Genomic DNA, 20,412 nt, shown 5'->3' with positions numbered 1-20,412 from the left:
CCTTTCACTGCGTCTGACTGAAGGTCAGGCGTTGTACGGACCGTAGTCGTAGTCCTCCAGCGGGACCGCCTGGCCGGAGCCGGTGCCGAAGGGCGAGTAGTCGATGTCGTCGTAACCGACGGCCGAGTACATCGCAGCCTTGGCCTCCTCGGTGGGCTCCACCCGGATGTTGCGGTAGCGGGACAAGCCCGTACCGGCCGGGATGAGCTTACCGATGATGACGTTCTCCTTGAGGCCGATCAGGGAGTCGGACTTGGCGTTGATCGCCGCGTCCGTCAGGACCCTGGTCGTCTCCTGGAAGGAGGCCGCCGACAGCCACGACTCGGTGGCGAGCGAAGCCTTGGTGATACCCATCAGCTGCGGACGGCCGGAGGCCGGGTGGCCGCCTTCCGCCACGACGCGACGGTTCTCACCCTCGAACTTCGTACGCTCCACGAGCTCGCCCGGCAGCAGCTCCGCGTCGCCGGACTCGATGATCGTCACACGGCGCAGCATCTGCCGGATGATGATCTCGATGTGCTTGTCGTGGATCGACACACCCTGCGAGTTGTAGACCTTCTGGACCTCGCCGACCAGGTGCACCTGCACCGCACGCTGGCCGAGGATGCGCAGCACATCGTGCGGGTTGGTGGCACCCACGGTCACCGCCTGGCCGACGGTGACGTGGTCGCCCTCGCCCACCAGCAGCCTGGCGCGCTTCGAGACCGGGTAGGAGGTCTCGTCCGAGCCGTCGTCCGGGGTGACGACGACCTTCTTGGTCTTCTCCGTCTCCTCGATACGGACCCGGCCTGCCGATTCGGAGATCGGCGCGACGCCCTTGGGCGTACGGGCCTCGAACAGCTCGACCACACGCGGCAGACCCTGCGTGATGTCGTCACCGGCCACACCACCGGTGTGGAAGGTACGCATCGTCAGCTGGGTGCCGGGCTCACCGATCGACTGGGCCGCGATGATGCCGACGGCCTCGCCGATGTCGACCAGCTTGCCGGTGGCCAGCGAGCGCCCGTAGCACATGGCGCAGGTGCCGACCGCCGACTCACAGGTGAGGACGGAGCGGGTCTTCACGGTCTCGACGCCGTGCCGCACGAGCTCGTCGATGAGCACGTCGCCCAGGTCGGTGCCGGCCGGGGCCAGCACCTTGCCGTCGACGACGATCTCCTCGGCGAGGCAGCGCGCGTACACGCTCGTCTCGACGTCCACAGCCTTGCGCAGCACGCCGTCGGCGCCCTTGGCCGCGATCTCCAGCTTGAGGCCGCGGTCGGTGCCGCAGTCCTCCTCGCGGATGATCACGTCCTGCGAGACGTCGACCAGACGACGAGTCAGGTAGCCGGAGTCGGCGGTACGAAGGGCGGTGTCCGCGAGACCCTTACGGGCACCGTGCGTGGAGATGAAGTACTCCAGCACGGAGAGACCCTCGCGGAACGACGCCTTGATCGGCCGCGGGATGGTCTCGTTCTTCGCGTTGGACACCAGACCGCGCATACCGGCGATCTGACGCATCTGCATCAGGTTTCCTCGGGCACCCGAGTCGACCATCATGTAGATCGGGTTCGTCTTCGGGAAGTTGGCGCTCATCGCCTCGGAGACCTCGTTGGTCGCCTTGGTCCAGATCGCGATGAGCTCCTGGGTGCGCTCGTCCTTGGTGATCAGACCGCGCTCGTACTGCTTCTGGACCTTCTCGTCCTGAGCCTCGTAACCGGCGATGATCTCCGGCTTGGCGTCGGGGACGACGACGTCCGAGATGGCGATGGTCACGCCGGAGCGGGTCGCCCAGAAGTAACCGGCCGACTTCAGGTTGTCCAGCGCGGCCGCCACGGTGACCTTCGGGTAGCGCTCGGCCAGATCGTTGACGATCTGGGAGAGCTCCTTCTTGCCCACCGAGTACTCGACGTACGGGTACTCCTCGGGGAGCAGCTCGTTGAAGAGCGCGCGCCCCAGAGTCGTACGAAGGCGGAATCCGTCGCCCGGCTGCCACTCCGGCTCACCCTGCTCCGGCATCGGCGGCGCCCAGTCCGCGGGCGGAACCGATCCGATCGGGAACCGGATGTCGATCCCGGCCTGCAGGGACAGCTCCCCGGCGTCGAAGGCCATGATCGCCTCGGCCGTGGAGTTGAACGAGCGGTCGTTGCCGATGGTCTCGCGCTGCTCCTCGGTGGTTGTGAGGAAGAACAGCCCGAGCACCATGTCCTGCGTCGGCATGGTCACCGGCCGGCCGTCGGCCGGCTTGAGGATGTTGTTCGAGGACAGCATCAGGATGCGGGCCTCGGCCTGCGCCTCCGCGGACAGCGGCAGGTGCACGGCCATCTGGTCGCCGTCGAAGTCCGCGTTGAACGCGGTGCAGACGAGCGGGTGGATCTGAATGGCCTTGCCCTCGACCAGCTGCGGCTCGAAGGCCTGGATGCCGAGGCGGTGCAGGGTCGGCGCACGGTTGAGCAGCACCGGGTGCTCGGCGATGACCTCTTCCAGCACGTCGTAGACGACCGTGCGGCCGCGCTCGACCATGCGCTTCGCCGACTTGATGTTCTGCGCGTGGTTCAGGTCCACCAGGCGCTTCATCACGAACGGCTTGAAGAGCTCCAGCGCCATGGCCTTCGGCAGGCCGCACTGGTGCAGCTTGAGCTGCGGGCCGACGACGATCACGGAACGGGCCGAGTAGTCGACGCGCTTACCGAGCAGGTTCTGACGGAAGCGGCCCTGCTTGCCCTTGAGCATGTCGGACAGCGACTTCAGCGGACGGTTGCCGGGACCCGTGACCGGGCGGCCGCGGCGGCCGTTGTCGAAGAGCGCGTCGACTGCCTCCTGCAGCATCCGCTTCTCGTTGTTCACGATGATCTCGGGGGCACCGAGGTCAAGGAGACGCTTGAGGCGGTTGTTGCGGTTGATGACGCGGCGGTAGAGGTCGTTCAGGTCGGAGGTCGCGAAGCGGCCACCGTCCAGCTGCACCATCGGACGCAGGTCCGGCGGGATCACCGGCACGCAGTCCAGCACCATGCCCTTGGGGCTGTTGCTGGTCTGCAGGAAGGCGGAGACGACCTTGAGGCGCTTGAGCGCACGGGTCTTCTTCTGCCCCTTGCCGGTACGGATGATCTCGCGGAGCCGCTCCGCCTCCTCGTCCAGGTCGAAGGTCTCCAGGCGCTTCTGCAGAGCAGCAGCACCCATGGAGCCGTCGAAGTAGGTCCCGAAGCGGTCGCGCAGCTCGCGGTAGAGCAGCTCGTCGCCCTCCAGGTCCTGCACCTTGAGGTTCTTGAAGCGCGACCAGACCTCGTCGAGACGGTCGATCTCGCGCTGCGCGCGGTCGCGGATCTGCTTCATCTCGCGCTCGGCGCCTTCACGCACCTTGCGACGCACGTCCGCCTTGGCGCCCTCGGCCTCGAGCTCGGCCAGGTCGGCCTCCTGCTTCTTGGCCCGGGCCTCGAGGTCGGCGTCACGACGCTGCTCGATCTGCTGGCGCTCCACGCCGACGTGCGCCTCCAGGGAGGGCAGGTCGCGCGTACGGCGCTCCTCGTCGACGTACGTGATCATGTACGCCGCGAAGTAGATGACCTTCTCCAGGTCCTTCGGGGCGAGGTCGAGCAGGTAGCCCAGCCGTGACGGGACGCCCTTGAAGTACCAGATGTGGGTGACGGGTGCGGCCAGTTCGATGTGGCCCATCCGCTCACGGCGCACCTTGGCGCGGGTCACCTCGACGCCGCAGCGCTCACAGATGATGCCCTTGAAGCGGACGCGCTTGTACTTGCCGCAGTAGCACTCCCAGTCCCGGGTCGGACCGAAGATCTTCTCGCAGAAGAGTCCGTCCTTCTCGGGCTTGAGGGTGCGGTAGTTGATGGTCTCCGGCTTCTTGACCTCGCCGTGGGACCACTGACGGATGTCGTCAGCAGTGGCCAGGCCGATCCGCAGTTCGTCGAAGAAGTTGACGTCGAGCACTCTCGTCAATCCCTCTCAGGGTTGTGTCGATGAATGGTCTGAACGGGGTTTGGAGGGGTTACCTCCAGGCCCCCAGGGCCGAGGGGGAGGCCGGAACGCCTGGCGATCGCGTCCCGGCCAGACCCGTCAGACCTCTTCGACGCTGCTCGGCTCGCGCCGGGACAGGTCGATGCCGAGTTCCTCCGCTGCGCGGAAGACGTCCTCGTCGGTGTCACGCATCTCGATGGACATGCCGTCCGAGGACAGCACCTCCACGTTGAGGCAGAGCGACTGCATCTCCTTGATGAGCACCTTGAACGACTCAGGGATGCCCGGCTCGGGGATGTTCTCGCCCTTGACGATGGCTTCGTAGACCTTCACGCGGCCGGTGACGTCGTCGGACTTGATGGTGAGGAGCTCCTGCAGTGCGTACGCGGCGCCGTACGCCTCCAGAGCCCACACCTCCATCTCACCGAAGCGCTGGCCACCGAACTGCGCCTTACCACCCAGCGGCTGCTGGGTGATCATGCTGTACGGGCCGGTCGAGCGCGCGTGGAGCTTGTCGTCGACCAGGTGGTGCAGCTTGAGGATGTACATGTAGCCGATGGAGATCGGGTCCGGGAACGGCTCGCCGGAGCGGCCGTCGAACATGTGCGCCTTCCCGGACGGCAGCACCATCCGGTCGCCGTCCCTGTTGGGCACGGTGGCCTGGAAGAGACCGGCGATCTCGTCCTCACGGGCACCGTCGAAGACGGGGGTCGCCACGTTGGTGCCGGCGGCGACGTCGTCGGCGCCGATCTCCTGGAGACGTCGCGCCCACTCCGCGTCGATGCCCTCGACGCTCCAGCCCTGGGAGGCGAGCCAGCCCAGGTGGATCTCAAGGACCTGTCCCGGGTTCATCCGGGACGGGACGCCGAGCGGGTTGAGGATGACGTCGACCGGGGTGCCGTCCTCGAGGAACGGCATGTCCTCGACCGGGAGGATCTTGGAGATGACGCCCTTGTTGCCGTGACGGCCGGCGAGCTTGTCACCGTCGGTGATCTTCCGCTTCTGCGCCACGTACACGCGCACCAGCTGGTTCACACCCGGGGGCAGCTCGTCGCCCTCCTCGCGGTCGAAGACGCGGACGCCGATGACCTTGCCGGTCTCGCCGTGCGGGACCTTGAGGGAGGTGTCGCGGACCTCGCGGGCCTTCTCGCCGAAGATCGCGCGCAGCAGCCGCTCCTCCGGGGTCAGCTCGGTCTCACCCTTGGGCGTGACCTTGCCGACCAGGATGTCGCCTGCCTCGACCTCGGCACCGATGCGGATGATGCCGCGCTCGTCGAGGTCGGCGAGGACCTCCTCGGAGACGTTCGGGATGTCCCGGGTGATCTCCTCGGGGCCGAGCTTGGTGTCACGGGCGTCGACCTCGTGCTCCTCGATGTGGATCGAGGAGAGGACGTCGTCCTGAACCAGACGCTGGCTGAGGATGATCGCGTCTTCGTAGTTGTAGCCCTCCCAGGGCATGAAGGCGACCAGCAGGTTCTTGCCGAGCGCCATCTCACCCTGGTCGGTGGACGGGCCGTCGACCAGGACCTGGCCCTCGATCACCCGCGAGCCCTCGTCCACGAGGACCTTCTGGTTGAAGGAGGTGCCCTGGTTGGACCGGGTGAACTTGGCGACGCGGTACGTGGTGTAGGTGCCGTCGTCGTTGGCCACCGTGACGTAGTCCGCGGAGACCTCCTGGACCACGCCGTCCTTGTCGGCCTTGATGACGTCACCGGCGTCGACCGCGCAGCGGTACTCCATGCCGGTGCCGACCAGCGGCGACTCGGCCTTGAGGAGCGGCACCGCCTGCCGCATCATGTTCGACCCCATGAGCGCACGGTTGGCGTCGTCGTGCTCCAGGAACGGGATCATGGCGGTCGCGACCGACACCATCTGGCGCGGCGAGACGTCCATGTAGTCCACGTCGTCGCCCGGGATCAGGTCGACCTCGCCGCCTCGCCGGCGGATCAGCACCCGGTCCTCGGCGAACCGCATCTCGTCGGTGAGCGGCGCGTTCGCCTGCGCGATGACGAAGCGGTCCTCCTCGTCGGCCGTCAGGTAGTGCACCTCGTCGGTGACGACACCTTCGACGACCTTGCGGTACGGCGTCTCGACGAAGCCGAACGGGTTCAGGCGGCCGTACGAGGCGAGCGAACCGATCAGACCGATGTTCGGTCCTTCGGGCGTCTCGATCGGGCACATGCGGCCGTAGTGCGAGGGGTGCACGTCACGGACCTCGAAGCCCGCACGCTCACGGCTCAGACCACCCGGGCCGAGAGAGTTGAGACGGCGCTTGTGGGTGAGCCCGGAGATCGGGTTCGTCTGGTCCATGAACTGCGACAGCTGGCTGGTGCCGAAGAACTCCTTGATGGAGGCGACGACCGGCCGGATGTTGATCAGCGTCTGCGGAGTGATCGCCTCGACGTCCTGAGTGGTCATCCGCTCACGGACGACGCGCTCCATACGGGCGAGACCCGTGCGGACCTGGTTCTGGATCAGCTCGCCGACGTTGCGCAGACGGCGGTTGCCGAAGTGGTCGATGTCGTCGGTCTCGATGATGATCTGGTCGCCCTCGGCCGAGGTCGACTCGGTCTCACCTGCGTGCAGCTTGACCAGGTACCTGATCGTGGCGATGACGTCAGCGGTGGTGAGCACACCGGAGTCCAGCGGCTCCTCGCCGCCGAGCTTCTTGTTGATCTTGTGACGGCCGACCTTGGCCAGGTCGTACCGCTTCGGGTTGAAGTAGAGGTTCTCGAGCAACGTCTGCGCGGCCTCGCGGGTCGGGGGCTCGCCCGGACGCAGCTTGCGGTAGATGTCGAGAAGCGCGTCGTCCTGACCCTGGGTGTGGTCCTTCTCCAGGGTGGCGCGCATCGACTCGTACTGGCCGAACTCCTCGAGGATCTGCTCGTTCGTCCACCCGAGCGCCTTGAGCAGCACGGTCACGGACTGCTTGCGCTTCCGGTCGATGCGCACACCGACCATGTCGCGCTTGTCGACCTCCATCTCCAGCCAGGCACCCCGGGACGGGATGATCTTGGCGGAGTAGATGTCCTTGTCGGACGTCTTGTCGATGGAGCTGTCGAAGTAGACACCCGGCGAGCGGACGAGCTGCGTGACGACGACACGCTCGGTGCCGTTGATCACGAAGGTGCCCTTGTCGGTCATGAGCGGGAAGTCGCCCATGAAGACCGTCTGGGACTTGATCTCGCCGGTCTCGTTGTTGGTGAACTCGGCGGTGACGAAGAGCGGAGCGGCGAAGGTGAAGTCGCGCTCCTTGCACTCGTCGATCGAGTTCTTGGAGGGCTCGAAGCGGTGGTCGCGGAAAGTCAGCGACATCGATCCGGAGAAGTCCTCGATCGGGGAGATCTCCTCGAAGATCTCCTCCAGGCCGGACTTCGTCGGGACGTCGTTTCCGCTCTCCAGCGCAGCCTCGACCCGGGACTTCCAGGCTTCGTTGCCGAGCAGCCAGTCAAAACTCTCGGTCTGGAGTGCAAGAAGGTTCGGAACCTCGAGGGGCTCCTTGATCTTCGCAAAAGAGATACGCAGCGGGGCGGTGCTGGCGCCGTTGTTCGAATTGGCAGTCGAGGCAGTGCGCGAGGCGGCCAAGAGGGGGTCCTTCCGAGGGCTCGGACTCTCTACGCGCATACCGGTGGCCCCTGGTGACGGGCAGGGAGCAGCTAACAGGCAGCGCAAAGGGTCAGTGTAGCCTCAAGGCCCACTGATGTCCAGAGCAGACTTCCGGGGACCGGGAGCCTTCCCCGATCTCCGCCTCCAGCCGGTGGCAATCTCTCCTCCGGGAGGGGATCCCCCCTTGTTGTTTCTCTGCCGCGACCCGTCCCGGCTGCCTCGGTCGCCGGGGCGGAACGTGCTTGCCGCAACACTTCCCGCTTCGTCTCCGATCCATGCCTCGGAACACGGATCGATGTATGACGCGTCCAGAGAATCGCGTGCCGAGTCCCGTTCGTCAAGGGCCTCATGGCACCGACGATCACCATACGCGTCCACAGCGAGGGGTGCCGGGACCGTTCCAGGTACGCCGAAGGGCGACCACCCGGGTGGGTGATCGCCCCTGGCTGAAGGGTCAGCGGACCCCTTGTGTCACTTGACCTCGACGGAGGCGCCGGCGCCCTCGAGGGACTCCTTGGCCTTCGCCGCGGCGTCCTTGGCGACCTTCTCGAGGACCGGCTTCGGGGTGCCGTCCACGAGCTCCTTGGCCTCCTTCAGACCCAGCGAGGTCAGCTCACGCACGACCTTGATGACCTGGATCTTCTTGTCGCCGGCGCCGGTGAGGATGACGTCGAACTCGTCCTGCTCCTCGGCTTCCTCGGCGGCGCCGCCACCCTGGCCCGGGGCGGCAACGGCGACGGCTGCCGGAGCGGCGGCCTCGACGTCGAACTTCTCCTCGAACTTCTTCACGAACTCGGAGAGCTCGAGAAGGGTCATCTCGCTGAACTGCTCGAGCAGCTCGTCCTGGCTGAGCTTCGCCATGATGGCGGTCCTTCCACTAGTTCGGCTGGTGCCGTGTGTACGTATCGGCGGGCTTTCGGCCCGCTGCGGCCGGGCGCACTCGGCGGTCCGGCCTCGACGGGAGCCGAGTTACTCGGCACCGCCCTGCTCGCGCTTGCTGCGCAGCGCGTCCGCGGTACGGACGAACTTCGACAGCGGGGCCTCGAAGGTCGCCGCGGCCTTCGCCATGGACGCCTTCATGCCACCGGCCAGCTTGGCGAGCAGCACCTCGCGGGATTCGAGCGCCGCGAGCTTGTTCAGGTCGGCGGCGCTGTACAGCGCGCCGTCGACGATGCCGCCCTTGATGACCAGGGCGGGGTTGTCCTTGGCGAAGTCACGGAGACCCTTCGCCGCCGCGACCGGGTCACCGGCGACGAAGGCGACGGCTGACGAGCCCTGGAAGAACTCGTCGAGCTCGTTGATCCCGGCCTCGTTCGCCGCGATCTTGGTCAGCGTGTTCTTCACCACGCGGTACTGGGCGTTCTCACCGAGCGAGCGGCGCAGCTCCTTGAGCTGGGCCACTGAAAGCCCGGTGTACGCGGTGACCACTGCGGCGTTGGAGTCACGGAACTTGTTCGTGATCTCCTCAACGGCGGCGATCTTGTCGGGCGCGACCTGGTCCCTCGCCATGAGCCTCGGCCTCCTTCCGGGTGATGAGGACCGCTCGGAAGGGGCTGGAACGACGAAACGCCCCAGCGCAGGCGCATGGGGCGTGGCTCTACCGGGACGACGGGCGTCTCGGGAGCTTCCTCAGTCACCTGCACGGGTCGCCCGCAGCTAGCGGATCCTTCGGCCACCGTGCCCCTTGATTGAGCACGACGACGACCAGCGGTCTTTGGCTTCGTATGAGATTACGCGAACGCCCCGCCAGCGCCAAATCCGCTGCCGGGGAGCGTCCGCGCACCGTCCGGATGAACGGCGGGTTCAGTTCCGGCGGGCCAGTGCCTCCTCGAAAGGAAGGGTGTCGGAGGCGGGGGGTGCCTCGACCGAGACCCGGGTGCCGTAGTCCGTGTAGTAGGCCGTGGAGTCCAGATCGCCGTTCGTGCCCTTGGCGGTCTCCTGCTTCTTCACCAGCAGATCGTCGTCGCCGATCCAGACGTCGACCTTCTCACTCTTGAAACCCTGCTGCTCGAGCTGGTCGGAGAGCTGGTCCAGCTCCTTGTCGCTGAGCTTCTTGGACTGCATCCGGGCCATCTCGGAGACCGCGATGGTGCCGCTGTAGTGGTCGGTCCTCTGGCCCTTGACGGTCTCGGAACCGACCTTCTTCACCTTGCCGCTCGCCAGCAGCAGGTCCACGGAGCGGGCGGGGTTGTTGTTCTGCATCTGGTCCTTGATGAGTGCGCCCGCCGGGCCCGCCTGCTCGGCGAGCTTGTCGTAGTCGTACTTCATCCAGTGCTTGCCCTTGCCGGCGGACGACGCGAACTCCTCGCCCAGGTTGATGTACATCGCGTCCTCGGTGTAGCGCGCCGGCATGGCCTTCCCGCTGGTCGGCAGGCTGTCCGCGCCTGCGCCCTGCTGGGTCACGGTCATCTCGGCGGTGGTGCCGCCGCCGGACCAGTCCAGGACGCCCTCCGTCCTGGTGGAGATGTCGCCCTGAGGGGTGCCCTGAGTCTGGTCCGCCTCGACCTTCGCGGAGTGCTGCCCGTCCGTCTTCTTCGACGCTTGCTGGAGCTCGGCGAGCACGCCCTTTGCCGGCGAGAACTCGTCCTTGGAGCCGCCGCCCCCTTCGGCACGGTCGGAGCCGCCGCCGCAGGCAGTCAGTCCGGCCATCAGCACAACTCCGGCTGCTGCCGCGGCAATTGAAGCCTGACGCATCTGATTTCCCCCTGTGTGTTGCGACTTGTGCCGTCAGCAGACGACCTTATCCCCGGCGGAGCCGGCCCGTGACAACGCCGACGGGCCCCGCTCTCGAAGGAGAGCGGGGCCCGTCGGTCACATCACAGCCGGCGTGGCCTGAGCGGGGCTCAGACGGCGGCCGGGTCCTCCTCGGTGAGGAGGTTGCGGACGCGGTTGGGGTCGACCGGGATGCCGGGGCCCATCGTGGTGGTCATGGCCGTCTTCTTGACGTAACGGCCCTTGGCCGCCGCCGGCTTCAGCCGCTGGATCTCGTCCATGGCTGCGGCGTAGTTCTCGACGAGCTTCGTGTCGTCGAACGACGCCTTCCCGATGATGAAGTGCAGGTTGGCGTGCTTGTCGACGCGGAACTCGATCTTGCCGCCCTTGATGTCTGTGACTGCCTTGGTGACATCGGGGGTGACAGTGCCGGTCTTCGGGTTCGGCATCAGACCACGCGGACCGAGCACGCGGCCCAGACGGCCGACCTTGCCCATCAGGTCCGGGGTGGCGACGACGGCGTCGAAGTCCAGACGGCCGCCGGCGACCTCGTCGATCAGTTCGTCGGCGCCGACGATGTCGGCGCCCGCGGCCTCCGCGGCCGCTGCACGGTCACCGGTCGCGAAGACCAGGACCCGGGCGGTCTTACCGGTGCCGTGCGGCAGGTTCACGGTGCCGCGGACCATCTGGTCGGCCTTGCGCGGGTCGACGCCCAGACGCATGGCCACCTCGACGGTCGCGTCGAACTTCTTGGTGGCGGTCTCCTTGGCGAGGCGGACGGCCTCGAGCGGCGCGTAGAGACGCTCCCGGTCGATCTTTGCGTCCGCTTCGCGGAAGTACTTGCTGCGCTTCACTTCTGCTCCTGACAGTGACGTCACACGGCTTCGCCGGATGACGGTTATGGAGTAGTGGTGCGGGCCGGCGCGTGGCCCTTCCACGGGATGTTCGTGCTGCTCGCTGGTCAGCCTTCGACGGTGATGCCCATGGAGCGGGCGGTACCGGCGATGATCTTCGCGGCCTGGTCCAGGTCGTTGGCGTTCAGGTCGGGCATCTTCGTCGTGGCGATCTCACGCACCTGGTCGCGGGTGATCTTCGCGACCTTGTTGACGTGCGGTTCGCCGGAGCCCTTGTCCACACCCGCGGCCTTCAGGATCATCTTCGACGCCGGCGGCGTCTTGGTGATGAAGGTGAAGGAGCGGTCCTCGTAGACCGTGATCTCCACGGGGATGACCCAGCCGCGCTGCGACTCGGTCGCCGCGTTGTAGGCCTTGCAGAACTCCATGATGTTGACGCCGTGCTGACCCAGCGCAGGGCCCACCGGCGGGGCCGGGTTGGCTGCGCCGGCCTGGATCTGGAGCTTGATCAGCCCCGCGACCTTCTTCTTCTTCTTGGGAGGCATGCTCTCTCCGGGTCCTTGTGAGAGGTGATTCGTCCTCCACCCGTCATACGGATGGAGGCATACCGCACCACGATAGCCCGTACCGTGGTGAGCTCTGAAACCGGCAGCTCAGACAGGCCCGCGCGATGCGGTCCTGTCTGAGCTACGGAAAGCAGTTGAGCGAGTTCAGTTCTTCTGGATCTGGTCGAAGCTGAGCTCGACAGGCGTCTCACGGCCGAAGATCTCGACGAGGCCCTTGACCTTCTTCGAGTCGGCGTTGATCTCGTTGATCGTGGCCTGGAGCGTCGCGAACGGGCCGTCGGTGACGGTGACCGAGTCGCCGACCTCGAAGTCGAGCACCTGCACCTCGACCTTGCGCCCGGGACCGCCGGAGGGCTTGCCCTCCTCGTCGGCCGCGGCGGCCTTCGCGGCCTTCTCCTCGGCTTCGGGGGCGAGCATCTTGACGATCTCGTCGAGCGTCAGCGGGTACGGGTCGTAGGCGTTGCCCACGAAGCCGGTGACACCCGGGGTGTTGCGGACGACGCCCCAGGACTCGTTCGTCAGGTCCATCCGCACCAGGACGTAACCCGGCAGCTTGTTCTGCCGGACGGTGCGGCGGTCGCCGTTCTTGATCTGGACGACCTCTTCCTGCGGCACCTCGGCCTGGAAGATGAAGTCCTCGACGTTGAGCGAGACGGCGCGCTGCTCGAGGTTGGTCTTCACGCGGTTCTCGTAGCCCGCGTAGGTGTGGATCACATACCACTCGCCGGGCAGGAGGCGCAGCTCGTCGCGGAGCTCTGCGACCGGGTCGACCGGCTCCGGCTCCTCGACGTCCACGTCGGACTCGGCGTCCTCGCCCTGAGCGAGGGCGTCCTCGGCGGTCTCCGCGATCTGGTCCGTCTCGACGTGGAGGGCGGCTTCCTCGGCCGGCTCGCCGGCCGCGGCCTCGGCTGCATCCGCCTGGTCCGCGCTGTCGTCCGCCGCCTCGACGATGTCGCGCGCGGTGTCGTCGCCCTCGGAGGGGTCGACGGCATCGTTCAGGTTCGGATCAGACACGGTGGATGCTTCTTCCTGACTTCATGGGCTCGAACGTACGAGAGGCGCCGCTCGGCGGGCTTTCGCGGACTCAGCCGAAAACGTACTTGATGGCCTCGGTGAACCCGTAGTCAATCACGGTCACCAGACCGATGATGATGACGACGAAGACGATCACCACTGAGGTGTACGTCGACAGCTGGTGCCGGGTCGGCCAGACGACCTTGCGAAGTTCCGCGACGATCTGCCGGTAGAAGAGCGCGAGCCGGCCCAGTGGGCCTTTCTTTCCCCGCTTGCCCCCGCGTCGGGGCCTGCCTTCCGACGACCCTCCGGGCTCAGGGACCTCGGTGGTGTCCGTGATCTCAGTCACTCGTCCTCACCTGATCCGGGTCGTTGCCGTGCGGCGTCCGGCCCGACCGCACGGCGCTGCAATTCAGTACGTACGCAAACACACACGCGCCGTCGTGACGCTGTGTGGAGCAGGGCCGGAGGGACTCGAACCCACAACCGCTGGTTTTGGAGACCAGTGCTCTTCCAATTGAGCTACGACCCTTTGTAATTCCCCAACTTACCGCATCGGAACGAGTGCTCGGTCTTCGTGAAGACGGTGAGGTCGGGGACCGACGACGTAGGAGTGTACGTGTTCCACGGCTGGGCGTCGAACACGTAGGAACGCCCGCAGCGCGGCATCCCCGGTGCCGCGCGTCCGGGCCGTCTGGGAACATGCCCCTATGAGCGCTGCAACGCCACCTGCACAGTCCCCGACCGAACGACGCGTTTCGGCCCGCATCGGGTCGATCTCCGAGTCCGCGACGCTCGCCGTCGACGCGAAGGCGAAGGCCCTCAAGGCCGCCGGGCGTCCGGTGATCGGCTTCGGCGCGGGCGAACCGGACTTCCCGACGCCCGAGTACATCGTGGACGCGGCGGCCGAAGCCTGCCGCGACACACGCAACCACCGCTACACGCCCGCCGGCGGCCTCCCCGAGCTGAAGACCGCGCTCGCCGCGAAGACGCTGCGCGACTCCGGCTACGAGATCGAACCGGCCCAGGTGCTGGTCACCAACGGTGGCAAGCAGGCCATCTACGAGTCCTTCGCCGCGATCCTCGACCCGGGTGACGAGGTCGTCGTCCCGGCGCCGTACTGGACGACCTACCCCGAGTCCATCCGGCTCGCGGGAGGCGTGCCCGTCCCCGTGGTCGCCGACGAGACGACCAACTACCAGGTCTCCGTCGAGCAGTTGGAGGCCGCACGCACCGAGCGTACGAAGATGGTGCTCTTCGTCTCGCCCTCCAACCCGACGGGTGCCGTCTACCCGCGCGAGCAGGTCGAGGCCATCGGCCGGTGGGCCGTCGAGCACGGGCTCTGGGTGATGACGGACGAGATCTACGAGCATCTCGTGTACGGCGACGCCGAGTTCACCTCGCTGCCGGCCGCCGTTCCCGCGCTGCGCGACAAGTGCGTGGTCGTCAACGGCGTGGCCAAGACGTACGCGATGACGGGCTGGCGCGTGGGGTGGGTCATCGGCCCCAAGGACGTCATCAAGGCCGCGACGAACCTGCAGTCGCACGCGACCTCCAACGTCAGCAACGTGGCACAGGTCGCCGCCATGGCCGCCGTCTCCGGGGACCTCGACGCCGTCGCGAAGATGCGCACCGCCTTCGACCGCCGCCGCCGCACCATCGTGCGGATGCTCAACGAGATCGACGGCGTGGTCTGCCCAGAGCCCCAGGGCGCGTTCTACGTGTACCCGTCCGTCAAGGGCCTGTTGGGCAAGGAGCTCCGCGGCAAGCGTCCCACCACGAGCGTCGAGCTGGCCGAGGTGATCCTGGAGGAGGCGGAGGTCGCGGTCGTACCGGGCGAGGCCTTCGGCACCCCGGGCTACCTGCGGCTCTCCTACGCGCTGGGCGACGAGGACCTGGCCGAGGGCGTCTCCCGCATGCAGAAGCTGCTGGGTGAGGCGCGCGACTGACCGCCCGACACCACGAAAACGGTCCTCCGGCACCTGCCGGGGGACCGTTTTCGTGTTCGGGCAAGCCCTCGTTCAGGGAAGTGCGACTACCAGCACGCGAGCGCGTACGGCAGGATCTGTGGATGGCTGTCCGAGATCTGCGTGCCCTGCCCAAGGCGCACCTGCACCTGCACTTCACCGGTTCGATGCGACCCAGCACCCTGATGGAACTCGCCGACAAGTACGGCGTACATCTGCCGGCGGCCCTGAGCGGCGGCGAGCCCCCGAAACTGCGGGCCACGGACGAGCGCGGCTGGTTCCGCTTCCAGCGGCTCTACGACATCGCGCGGTCCTGCCTGCGCTCGCCGGAGGACATCCGGCGGCTGGTGCGCGAGGCCGCCGAGGAGGACGTGCGGGACGGCTCGCGCTGGCTGGAGATCCAGGTGGACCCCACCTCGTACGCGCCCCGGCTGGGCGGCCTGATCCCGGCCATGGAGATCATCCTGGACGCGATGGAGGACGCCGTCCGCACGACCGGTCTCGACATGCGCCTGGTGGTCGCCGCGAACCGGATGAAGCACCCGCTCGACGCCCGTACGCTCGCCCGGCTCGCCGTCCGCTTCCGGGACCGCGGCATCGTCGGATTCGGGCTCTCCAACGACGAACGCCGGGGTTTCGCACGTGACTTCGACCGTGCTTTCGCCATCGCGCGGCAGGGCGGGCTGCTCGCGGCCCCGCACGGGGGCGAGCTGACGGGGCCCGGCAGCGTGCGCGACTGCCTGGACGACCTGCACGCGTCCCGTCTCGGGCACGGCGTACGGGCCGCGGAGGACCCGAAGCTGCTGGCGCGGCTGGCGGCGAAGAAGGTCACCTGCGAGGTCTGCCCGGCCTCGAACGTCGCCCTGGGCGTCTACGACAAGCCCGAGGACGTACCGCTGCGCACGCTGTGGGACGCCGGGGTTCCGATGGCGCTGGGCGCCGACGATCCGCTGCTGTTCGGCTCGCGGCTGGCCGCCCAGTACGCCATCGCGCGGGAGGCGCACGGCTTCACGGATCCCGAACTGGCCGAGCTCGCACGGCAGTCGGTGCATGCGGCCGCGATGCCGGTGGAGGTACGGGAGAAGGTGCTCGCGGACATCGACAGCTGGCTGGGCGAGGCATAGGGGCCCCGGGGCCCGCTCGGCCGTGGAGCCCAGGGGCTCGCGCTGCACGGAAGCACGCGCGGGCGCGAGGGGGCTCCGATGCGCCGCCAACACGTGTGACCACCGACAACATGGGTTGTTCAAGCCGGCGAGAGAACGCATTCAGTTATGGCAGGCAGACGGGCGCTGGGCAGACGGTTCAGGTGGTTGTGGGCGTCGTTCGCCGTCAGCTCGTACGGCACATCGCTCGGGTTCGGCGCCTTCCCCATGATCGCGATCCTCGTGCTGAACTCCGGGCCGGCGCAGGTGGCGGCGCTGGCCGCCACGGGGCGCGCAGTGGGAGCCGTGGTGGCGGTGCCGCTCGGTCCGTGGGTGGAGTTCCGCCGCAAGAGGCCGGTCATGGTGGCCATGGACCTGATCCGGTTCACGGCCTTGATGAGCATCCCCGCCGCGTTCGCGCTCGGCTGGCTCAGCTTCGCCCAACTGCTCCTCGTCTCCGTCGTGGTCGCCGGGTCCAACATCGCTTTCAACGCGGCCGGCGGTGCGTATCTGAAGGCACTCGTGGCGCCGCAGGACCTGCTCATCGCGAACGGCAGATTCGAGTCCACGACGTGGAGCGCGACGATGGTGGGGCCACCGCTCGGGGGAGCCGCGATCGGGGTGTTCGGCCCGGTGGCGACCGTGATGGCCGACGGGTTCAGCTACCTGCTCTCAGCCCTGGGCATCCGCGCCATCGGCGGGAGTGAGCCGCGCCCCGCGCGGACCGGGGTTTCGCGGCTCCGAGCAGGTGATCTGCTCGAAGGATGGCGCCAGATCCTCGCCCGGCCCGCGCTGCGCCCGCTGTTCTTCAACTCGATCGTCGTCAACGGCCTGATCATGGCCTCGGAGCCTCTGCTCGCCGTGCTGATGCTGGGCCGACTCGGGTTCACACCCTGGCAGTACGGGCTCGTGTTCGCGGCCCCGTGCGTCGGTGGCCTCGTCGGCTCACGCCTCGCGCGGCGGCTCGTGACGCGGTTCGGGCAGCACAAGGTGATGCTCAGCGCAGGGGTGCTGCGTGCGATCTGGCCCGTCGGTCTGGCGTTCGTTCAGCCGGGGGTCTCCGGAATGGTGCTCGTCATCGCCGTCCAACTCGGCCTGGTGACCTGCTGCAGCGTCTTCAACCCGGTGCTGGCCACCCACCGGCTCGAGCACCTCGTCCCCGGCCTGGTCGCCCGCACCATGACGGCGTGGTCGGTCAGCAGCAGCGCCGCCATCGCCGCACTGACCGCAGCGTGGGGCCTGCTCGCCGCCCTCACCGGCCCTCGCACCGCGATCGCTGTCGCCGGGGTCCTCCTCCTGGCCACTCCGCTGCTGCTCCCCCGTCGCGAGAACGCGCCCCCTGACGCGACCACGGGTGCCGGAGCCCGAGAAGCCGTCGACCGCGTCTGAGACCGGAGCTGCGGACGGCTCCGGAGCGGAGACGTCCCCTGACGGGTGGGCGTCAGAGCGCGCAGCCGACCGTCACCGGCTCGTTGACGAGCGTCACGCCGAAGGCGGCCCGCACGCCGTCCCGTACCTCACGGGCGAGCGCCAGCAGGTCCTCGGTGGACGCGTCGCCGCGGTTGGTGAGCGCGAGCGTGTGCTTGGTGGAGATGCGGGCGCGGCCCGTCCCGTAGCCCTTCTCGAACCCCGCCCTGTCGATCAGCCAGGCCGCCGAGGTCTTGGTCAGGCCTTCTCCGGCCGGGAACGCGGGCGCCGCAACGTCGGCACCCAGACGTTCGGTCACGCGGGTGACGAACGCGCTGAACTCCTCTTCATCGAGCACCGGGTTGGTGAAGAAGGACCCGGCAGACCATGTGTCGTGGTCCTCCGGGTCGAGCACCATGCCCTTGCCCGCGCGGAGCTTGAGCACGGTCTCACGCGCGGTCCGGGCGGGGACGCGGTCGCCGGGTTCGACGCCGAGGACGCGGGCCGTCTCGGCGTACTTGATCGGGGCGGACAGGCCGTCGGCGTCCTCCAGTTCGAAGCGGACCCGGAGGACGACGAAGCGGGAGGGGTCGGCCTTGAAGCGGCTGTGGCGGTAGGCGAAGCCGCACTCGGCGTTCGGGACGGTGACGGTCCTGCCCTCGCGTCGGTCGTAGGCCACGACCTCGGTGATGGTGGCGGACACCTCCTGCCCGTACGCGCCCACGTTCTGGATGGGCGTCGCGCCGGCGGAGCCGGGGATGCCCGCGAGGCACTCGACGCCCGCCAGGCCCGCCTCGACCGTACGGGCGACCGCGTGCGACCAGTTCTCCCCGGCGGCCAGTTCGAGTCGTGTGCCCGAGAGTTGGAAGCCGGTGGTAGCGATGCGCAGGGCGGTGCCCGGGAAGCCCTCGTCGGCGATGACGAGGTTGCTGCCGCCTCCGACGATGAGCAGCGGTGTGCCCTCGGCGTCGGCCTCGCGGACGGCCGCGATCACCTCGTCGTCGGTGGTGGCCGTACGGAGGCGGGCGGCGGGCCCGCCCAGGCGGAAGGTGGTCAGCGGGGCGAGGGGGGCGTCATGGAGTTCCTGCACGCGCTCAAGCGTACGAGAGCGGGGCCGGGGCGGCGCACTCCCGTCGCGGCCCGACGGACGGCGTGCCCGCTCCCGTGCTCTCTGCCCGGTCGGTCCGAACCGTCAGGCGAGCCGGACCACCGCGCGCGACATGCCCAGCACCTTCTGGCCCGAGCTCATCACCGTCAGGTCGACCCGCACGGTGCGCGCCTCGTCGTCGAGCTTGGCGGCGACCTTCCCGGTCACCTCGATCTCGGCGCCCTTGTCGTCGTCGGGCACGACGACGGGCCTGGTGAACCGCACCCCGTACTCGACGACCGCTGCCGGGTCGCCGGTCCAGTCGGTGACGACGCGGATCGCCTCGGCCATGGTGAACATGCCGTGCGCGATGACGTCCGGCAGTCCGACCTCCTTGGCGAACCGCTCGTTCCAGTGAATGGGGTTGAAGTCTCCCGAGGCGCCCGCGTAGCGCACGAGACGCTCACGGTCGACGGGGAAGGTGCACGGCGGCAGCTCGGTGCCGGACTCGACATCGGCGTACGCGATCTTCGCTGACATCCGGATCACTCTCCCCCGGCCTGCGAGGTGGACGACGTCTCCTCGGCCCCCCGGGCCACGAGCTTGGTGAAGGCGGTCACGACGAGCTCGCCGGACTCGTCGTGCACGTCGCCTCGCACGTCCAGGATCTCGTTGCCCGCCATCGACTTGATGGCCTCGATGGTGGTGGAGACCGTGAGCCTGTCCCCCGCGCGTACCGGCCGGGTGTAGACGAACTTCTGGTCGCCGTGCACGACCCGGTCGTAGTCCAGGCCCAACTGCGGGTCCTCGGTGACCTGTCGGGCGGCACGGAAGGTGATGGCGAAGACGAAGGTGGGCGGGGCGATCACATCGGGGTGGCCCAGCGCCCGGGCGGCCTCGGCGTCCGTGTACGCGGGAGCGGAGTCGCCGACGGCTTCGGCGAACTCGCGGATCTTCTCGCGGCCGACCTCGTAGGGCCGGGTGGGCGGATAGCTCCGCCCGACGAAGGACTGGTCGAGCGCCATGGGCGCGGCACCTCCTGAGGCTGATGGTGAGCCGTGGCCGTACTCGGGAATGCGACGAGGCCGCCCCCTGGTCGGGGACGGCCTCGTCGAATGGCCTGGTTCAGCGCGTCTCGCGGTGCGCGGTGTGTGCCTTGCAGCGCGGGCAGTGCTTCTTCATCTCCATGCGATCCGGGTTGTTACGCCGGTTCTTCTTGGTGATGTAGTTCCGCTCCTTGCACTCCACGCAGGCCAGCGTGATCTTCGGGCGGACGTCTGTGGCAGCCACGTGAGTGCTCCTTGACGGACAGATGGGCTAGAACGCAGGAAGAGTAGCCGATCGAAGGACCGAACCCACAATCGGCTACATTCGGTGAAGTAGCGGTGACCGGACTTGAACCGGTGACACAGCGATTATGAGCCGCTTGCTCTACCGACTGAGCTACACCGCCACGATGTGCAGAACCCCATCGTCCGACGGGGGATCTCACACATCAGAGCCCCAAAACGGAATCGAACCGTTGACCTTCTCCTTACCATGGAGACGCTCTGCCGACTGAGCTATTGGGGCGAGCGATGAAGACATTACACGCCTGACAGCCAAAGGTGAAATCCGTATAGCCCCCGCCCAGCACCCTTCCTGAGCCTCACTCACGGGCCTCACCGGGCGTCCCGGAAAACCCCAACGTCCCCTCGCACCACGTCAGTACGACTATTCGCCTCCTCCTCGCCGGTGCACACGCGGCGCCCTACTCTCGACTCACGCTGCGTGATCATGATCATCCGTCGATGTGGGGAGTGCGCGATGGCCGACAGCCAGCCACAGGGGCCGGGGGACGGCGACGGCCCCCGCGACGACCCCCGTGACGCGAACAAGAAGCCCCGCCGGGACTCCACCGGCCGAGGCGGCTCACGCGACGGCGCCGCGAACAAGGGCGGTTCCGGTAAGGGCAGCGCCTCCGGGAAGGACCGGGAGAGCAGCCCCCGTGAGAACGCCTCCCGCGACAGCCCTCGCGACAACAGCGGCGACAGCAACTCCGGCACGAGCGGTTCCAGCGGCACCAGCAGTTCCAGCAGCTCAGCCGCCCGCCCCGTCATGCTGTGC

The 20,412-nt window shown here is 67.9% G+C and carries 16 protein-coding genes, 3 tRNA genes and 1 pseudogene; 4 read left to right on the top strand and 16 right to left on the bottom strand.

What is annotated here, in order from left to right:
• Window positions 1–24: 24 nt before the first annotated feature.
• The 10 genes from H5J26_RS02100 to H5J26_RS02055 form a co-directional block, all read right to left on the bottom strand.
• Complete coding sequence (locus H5J26_RS02100; protein ID WP_181763907.1) at window positions 25–3,924, bottom strand: DNA-directed RNA polymerase subunit beta'; 3,900 nt, start codon at window positions 3,922–3,924, stop codon at window positions 25–27.
• Between the two features lie 126 nt (window positions 3,925–4,050).
• Window positions 4,051–7,536 carry a DNA-directed RNA polymerase subunit beta gene (rpoB, locus tag H5J26_RS02095; protein ID WP_181763906.1) on the bottom strand — a complete coding sequence of 1,162 codons (3,486 nt, stop codon included), beginning with the start codon at window positions 7,534–7,536 and terminating at the stop codon, window positions 4,051–4,053.
• A gap of 492 nt (window positions 7,537–8,028) precedes the next feature.
• Window positions 8,029–8,418, bottom strand: a complete 390-nt coding sequence (gene rplL / locus H5J26_RS02090) for a 50S ribosomal protein L7/L12 (protein WP_181763905.1) — start codon at window positions 8,416–8,418, stop codon at window positions 8,029–8,031.
• 108 nt (window positions 8,419–8,526) lie between these two features.
• A complete protein-coding gene (gene rplJ, locus H5J26_RS02085; RefSeq protein WP_181763904.1) occupies window positions 8,527–9,066 on the bottom strand; it encodes a 50S ribosomal protein L10 in 540 nt (179 codons plus the stop codon).
• Between the two features lie 294 nt (window positions 9,067–9,360).
• A complete protein-coding gene (locus H5J26_RS02080) occupies window positions 9,361–10,206 on the bottom strand; it encodes a hypothetical protein (RefSeq protein ID WP_235980304.1) in 846 nt (281 codons plus the stop codon).
• Window positions 10,207–10,400: 194 nt separating this feature from the next.
• Window positions 10,401–11,123: a 50S ribosomal protein L1 gene (rplA, locus tag H5J26_RS02075; RefSeq protein WP_181763902.1), complete on the bottom strand. Its 723-nt coding sequence runs from the start codon at window positions 11,121–11,123 to the stop codon at window positions 10,401–10,403.
• A gap of 107 nt (window positions 11,124–11,230) precedes the next feature.
• The gene (gene rplK, locus H5J26_RS02070; RefSeq protein ID WP_181763901.1) at window positions 11,231–11,668 is read right to left on the bottom strand and encodes a 50S ribosomal protein L11; all 438 of its coding nucleotides are present in this window, start codon (window positions 11,666–11,668) and stop codon (window positions 11,231–11,233) included.
• 165 nt (window positions 11,669–11,833) lie between these two features.
• A complete protein-coding gene (nusG, locus tag H5J26_RS02065; RefSeq protein WP_181763900.1) occupies window positions 11,834–12,703 on the bottom strand; it encodes a transcription termination/antitermination protein NusG in 870 nt (289 codons plus the stop codon).
• Between the two features lie 70 nt (window positions 12,704–12,773).
• Complete coding sequence (gene secE / locus H5J26_RS02060) at window positions 12,774–13,043, bottom strand: preprotein translocase subunit SecE (RefSeq protein ID WP_309237747.1); 270 nt, start codon at window positions 13,041–13,043, stop codon at window positions 12,774–12,776.
• Window positions 13,044–13,162: 119 nt separating this feature from the next.
• Window positions 13,163–13,235: transfer RNA gene (locus H5J26_RS02055), tRNA-Trp, on the bottom strand.
• A gap of 178 nt (window positions 13,236–13,413) precedes the next feature.
• Here H5J26_RS02055 and H5J26_RS02050 point away from each other — a divergent pair.
• The 3 genes from H5J26_RS02050 (at window position 13,414) to H5J26_RS02040 (ending at window position 17,201) form a co-directional block, all read left to right on the top strand.
• The gene (locus H5J26_RS02050) at window positions 13,414–14,652 is read left to right on the top strand and encodes a pyridoxal phosphate-dependent aminotransferase (protein ID WP_181763898.1); all 1,239 of its coding nucleotides are present in this window, start codon (window positions 13,414–13,416) and stop codon (window positions 14,650–14,652) included.
• A gap of 122 nt (window positions 14,653–14,774) precedes the next feature.
• Complete coding sequence (locus H5J26_RS02045; RefSeq protein ID WP_181763897.1) at window positions 14,775–15,794, top strand: adenosine deaminase; 1,020 nt, start codon at window positions 14,775–14,777, stop codon at window positions 15,792–15,794.
• Between the two features lie 147 nt (window positions 15,795–15,941).
• Window positions 15,942–17,201 (top strand): MFS transporter, encoded by a 1,260-nt coding sequence (locus tag H5J26_RS02040; protein WP_181763896.1) that lies wholly within the window; start codon window positions 15,942–15,944, stop codon window positions 17,199–17,201.
• 52 nt (window positions 17,202–17,253) lie between these two features.
• On the opposite strand, the gene H5J26_RS02035 is transcribed toward H5J26_RS02040, so the two are convergent.
• The 6 genes from H5J26_RS02035 to H5J26_RS02010 form a co-directional block, all read right to left on the bottom strand.
• Entirely contained in the window at window positions 17,254–18,309 is a 1,056-nt protein-coding gene (locus tag H5J26_RS02035) for a UDP-N-acetylmuramate dehydrogenase (protein WP_181763895.1), read from the bottom strand.
• Between the two features lie 102 nt (window positions 18,310–18,411).
• Window positions 18,412–18,846: a MaoC family dehydratase gene (locus tag H5J26_RS02030; protein ID WP_181763894.1), complete on the bottom strand. Its 435-nt coding sequence runs from the start codon at window positions 18,844–18,846 to the stop codon at window positions 18,412–18,414.
• 5 nt (window positions 18,847–18,851) lie between these two features.
• Window positions 18,852–19,331 carry a MaoC family dehydratase N-terminal domain-containing protein gene (locus tag H5J26_RS02025; RefSeq protein ID WP_181763893.1) on the bottom strand — a complete coding sequence of 160 codons (480 nt, stop codon included), beginning with the start codon at window positions 19,329–19,331 and terminating at the stop codon, window positions 18,852–18,854.
• A gap of 100 nt (window positions 19,332–19,431) precedes the next feature.
• On the bottom strand, window positions 19,432–19,596 hold the full coding sequence (gene rpmG, locus H5J26_RS02020) for a 50S ribosomal protein L33 (RefSeq protein WP_046706212.1): 165 nt from the start codon (window positions 19,594–19,596) through the stop codon (window positions 19,432–19,434).
• A gap of 90 nt (window positions 19,597–19,686) precedes the next feature.
• Window positions 19,687–19,759: transfer RNA gene (locus tag H5J26_RS02015), tRNA-Met, on the bottom strand.
• A gap of 46 nt (window positions 19,760–19,805) precedes the next feature.
• Window positions 19,806–19,878, bottom strand: a tRNA-Thr gene (locus H5J26_RS02010).
• Between the two features lie 234 nt (window positions 19,879–20,112).
• Here H5J26_RS02010 and H5J26_RS02005 point away from each other — a divergent pair.
• A pseudogene (locus H5J26_RS02005) lies at window positions 20,113–20,412 on the top strand (hypothetical protein); the annotation flags it as partial.

The organism is Streptomyces albidus (ex Kaewkla and Franco 2022), assembly GCF_013870515.1.
GTDB classification, from domain to species: Bacteria; Actinomycetota; Actinomycetes; order Streptomycetales; family Streptomycetaceae; genus Streptomyces; species Streptomyces albidus.
The sequence above is the reverse complement of the archived record's forward strand: the minus strand, read 5'-3'. Positions and strand labels throughout refer to the sequence as shown.

Bases quoted from the DNA above. Each gene is read 5' to 3' on its own strand.
- rplL (WP_181763905.1), bottom strand. From the start codon at position 8,418: ATGGCGAAGCTCAGCCAGGACGAGCTGCTCGAGCAGTTCAGCGAGATG.
- rplJ (WP_181763904.1), bottom strand. From the start codon at position 9,066: ATGGCGAGGGACCAGGTCGCGCCCGACAAGATCGCCGCCGTTGAGGAG.
- H5J26_RS02080 (WP_235980304.1), bottom strand. From the start codon at position 10,206: ATGGCCGGACTGACTGCCTGCGGCGGCGGCTCCGACCGTGCCGAAGGG.
- rplK (WP_181763901.1), bottom strand. From the start codon at position 11,668: ATGCCTCCCAAGAAGAAGAAGAAGGTCGCGGGGCTGATCAAGCTCCAG.
- H5J26_RS02050 (WP_181763898.1), top strand. From the start codon at position 13,414: ATGAGCGCTGCAACGCCACCTGCACAGTCCCCGACCGAACGACGCGTT.
- H5J26_RS02045 (WP_181763897.1), top strand. From the start codon at position 14,775: ATGGCTGTCCGAGATCTGCGTGCCCTGCCCAAGGCGCACCTGCACCTG.
- H5J26_RS02040 (WP_181763896.1), top strand. From the start codon at position 15,942: ATGGCAGGCAGACGGGCGCTGGGCAGACGGTTCAGGTGGTTGTGGGCG.
- H5J26_RS02030 (WP_181763894.1), bottom strand. From the start codon at position 18,846: ATGTCAGCGAAGATCGCGTACGCCGATGTCGAGTCCGGCACCGAGCTG.
- H5J26_RS02025 (WP_181763893.1), bottom strand. From the start codon at position 19,331: ATGGCGCTCGACCAGTCCTTCGTCGGGCGGAGCTATCCGCCCACCCGG.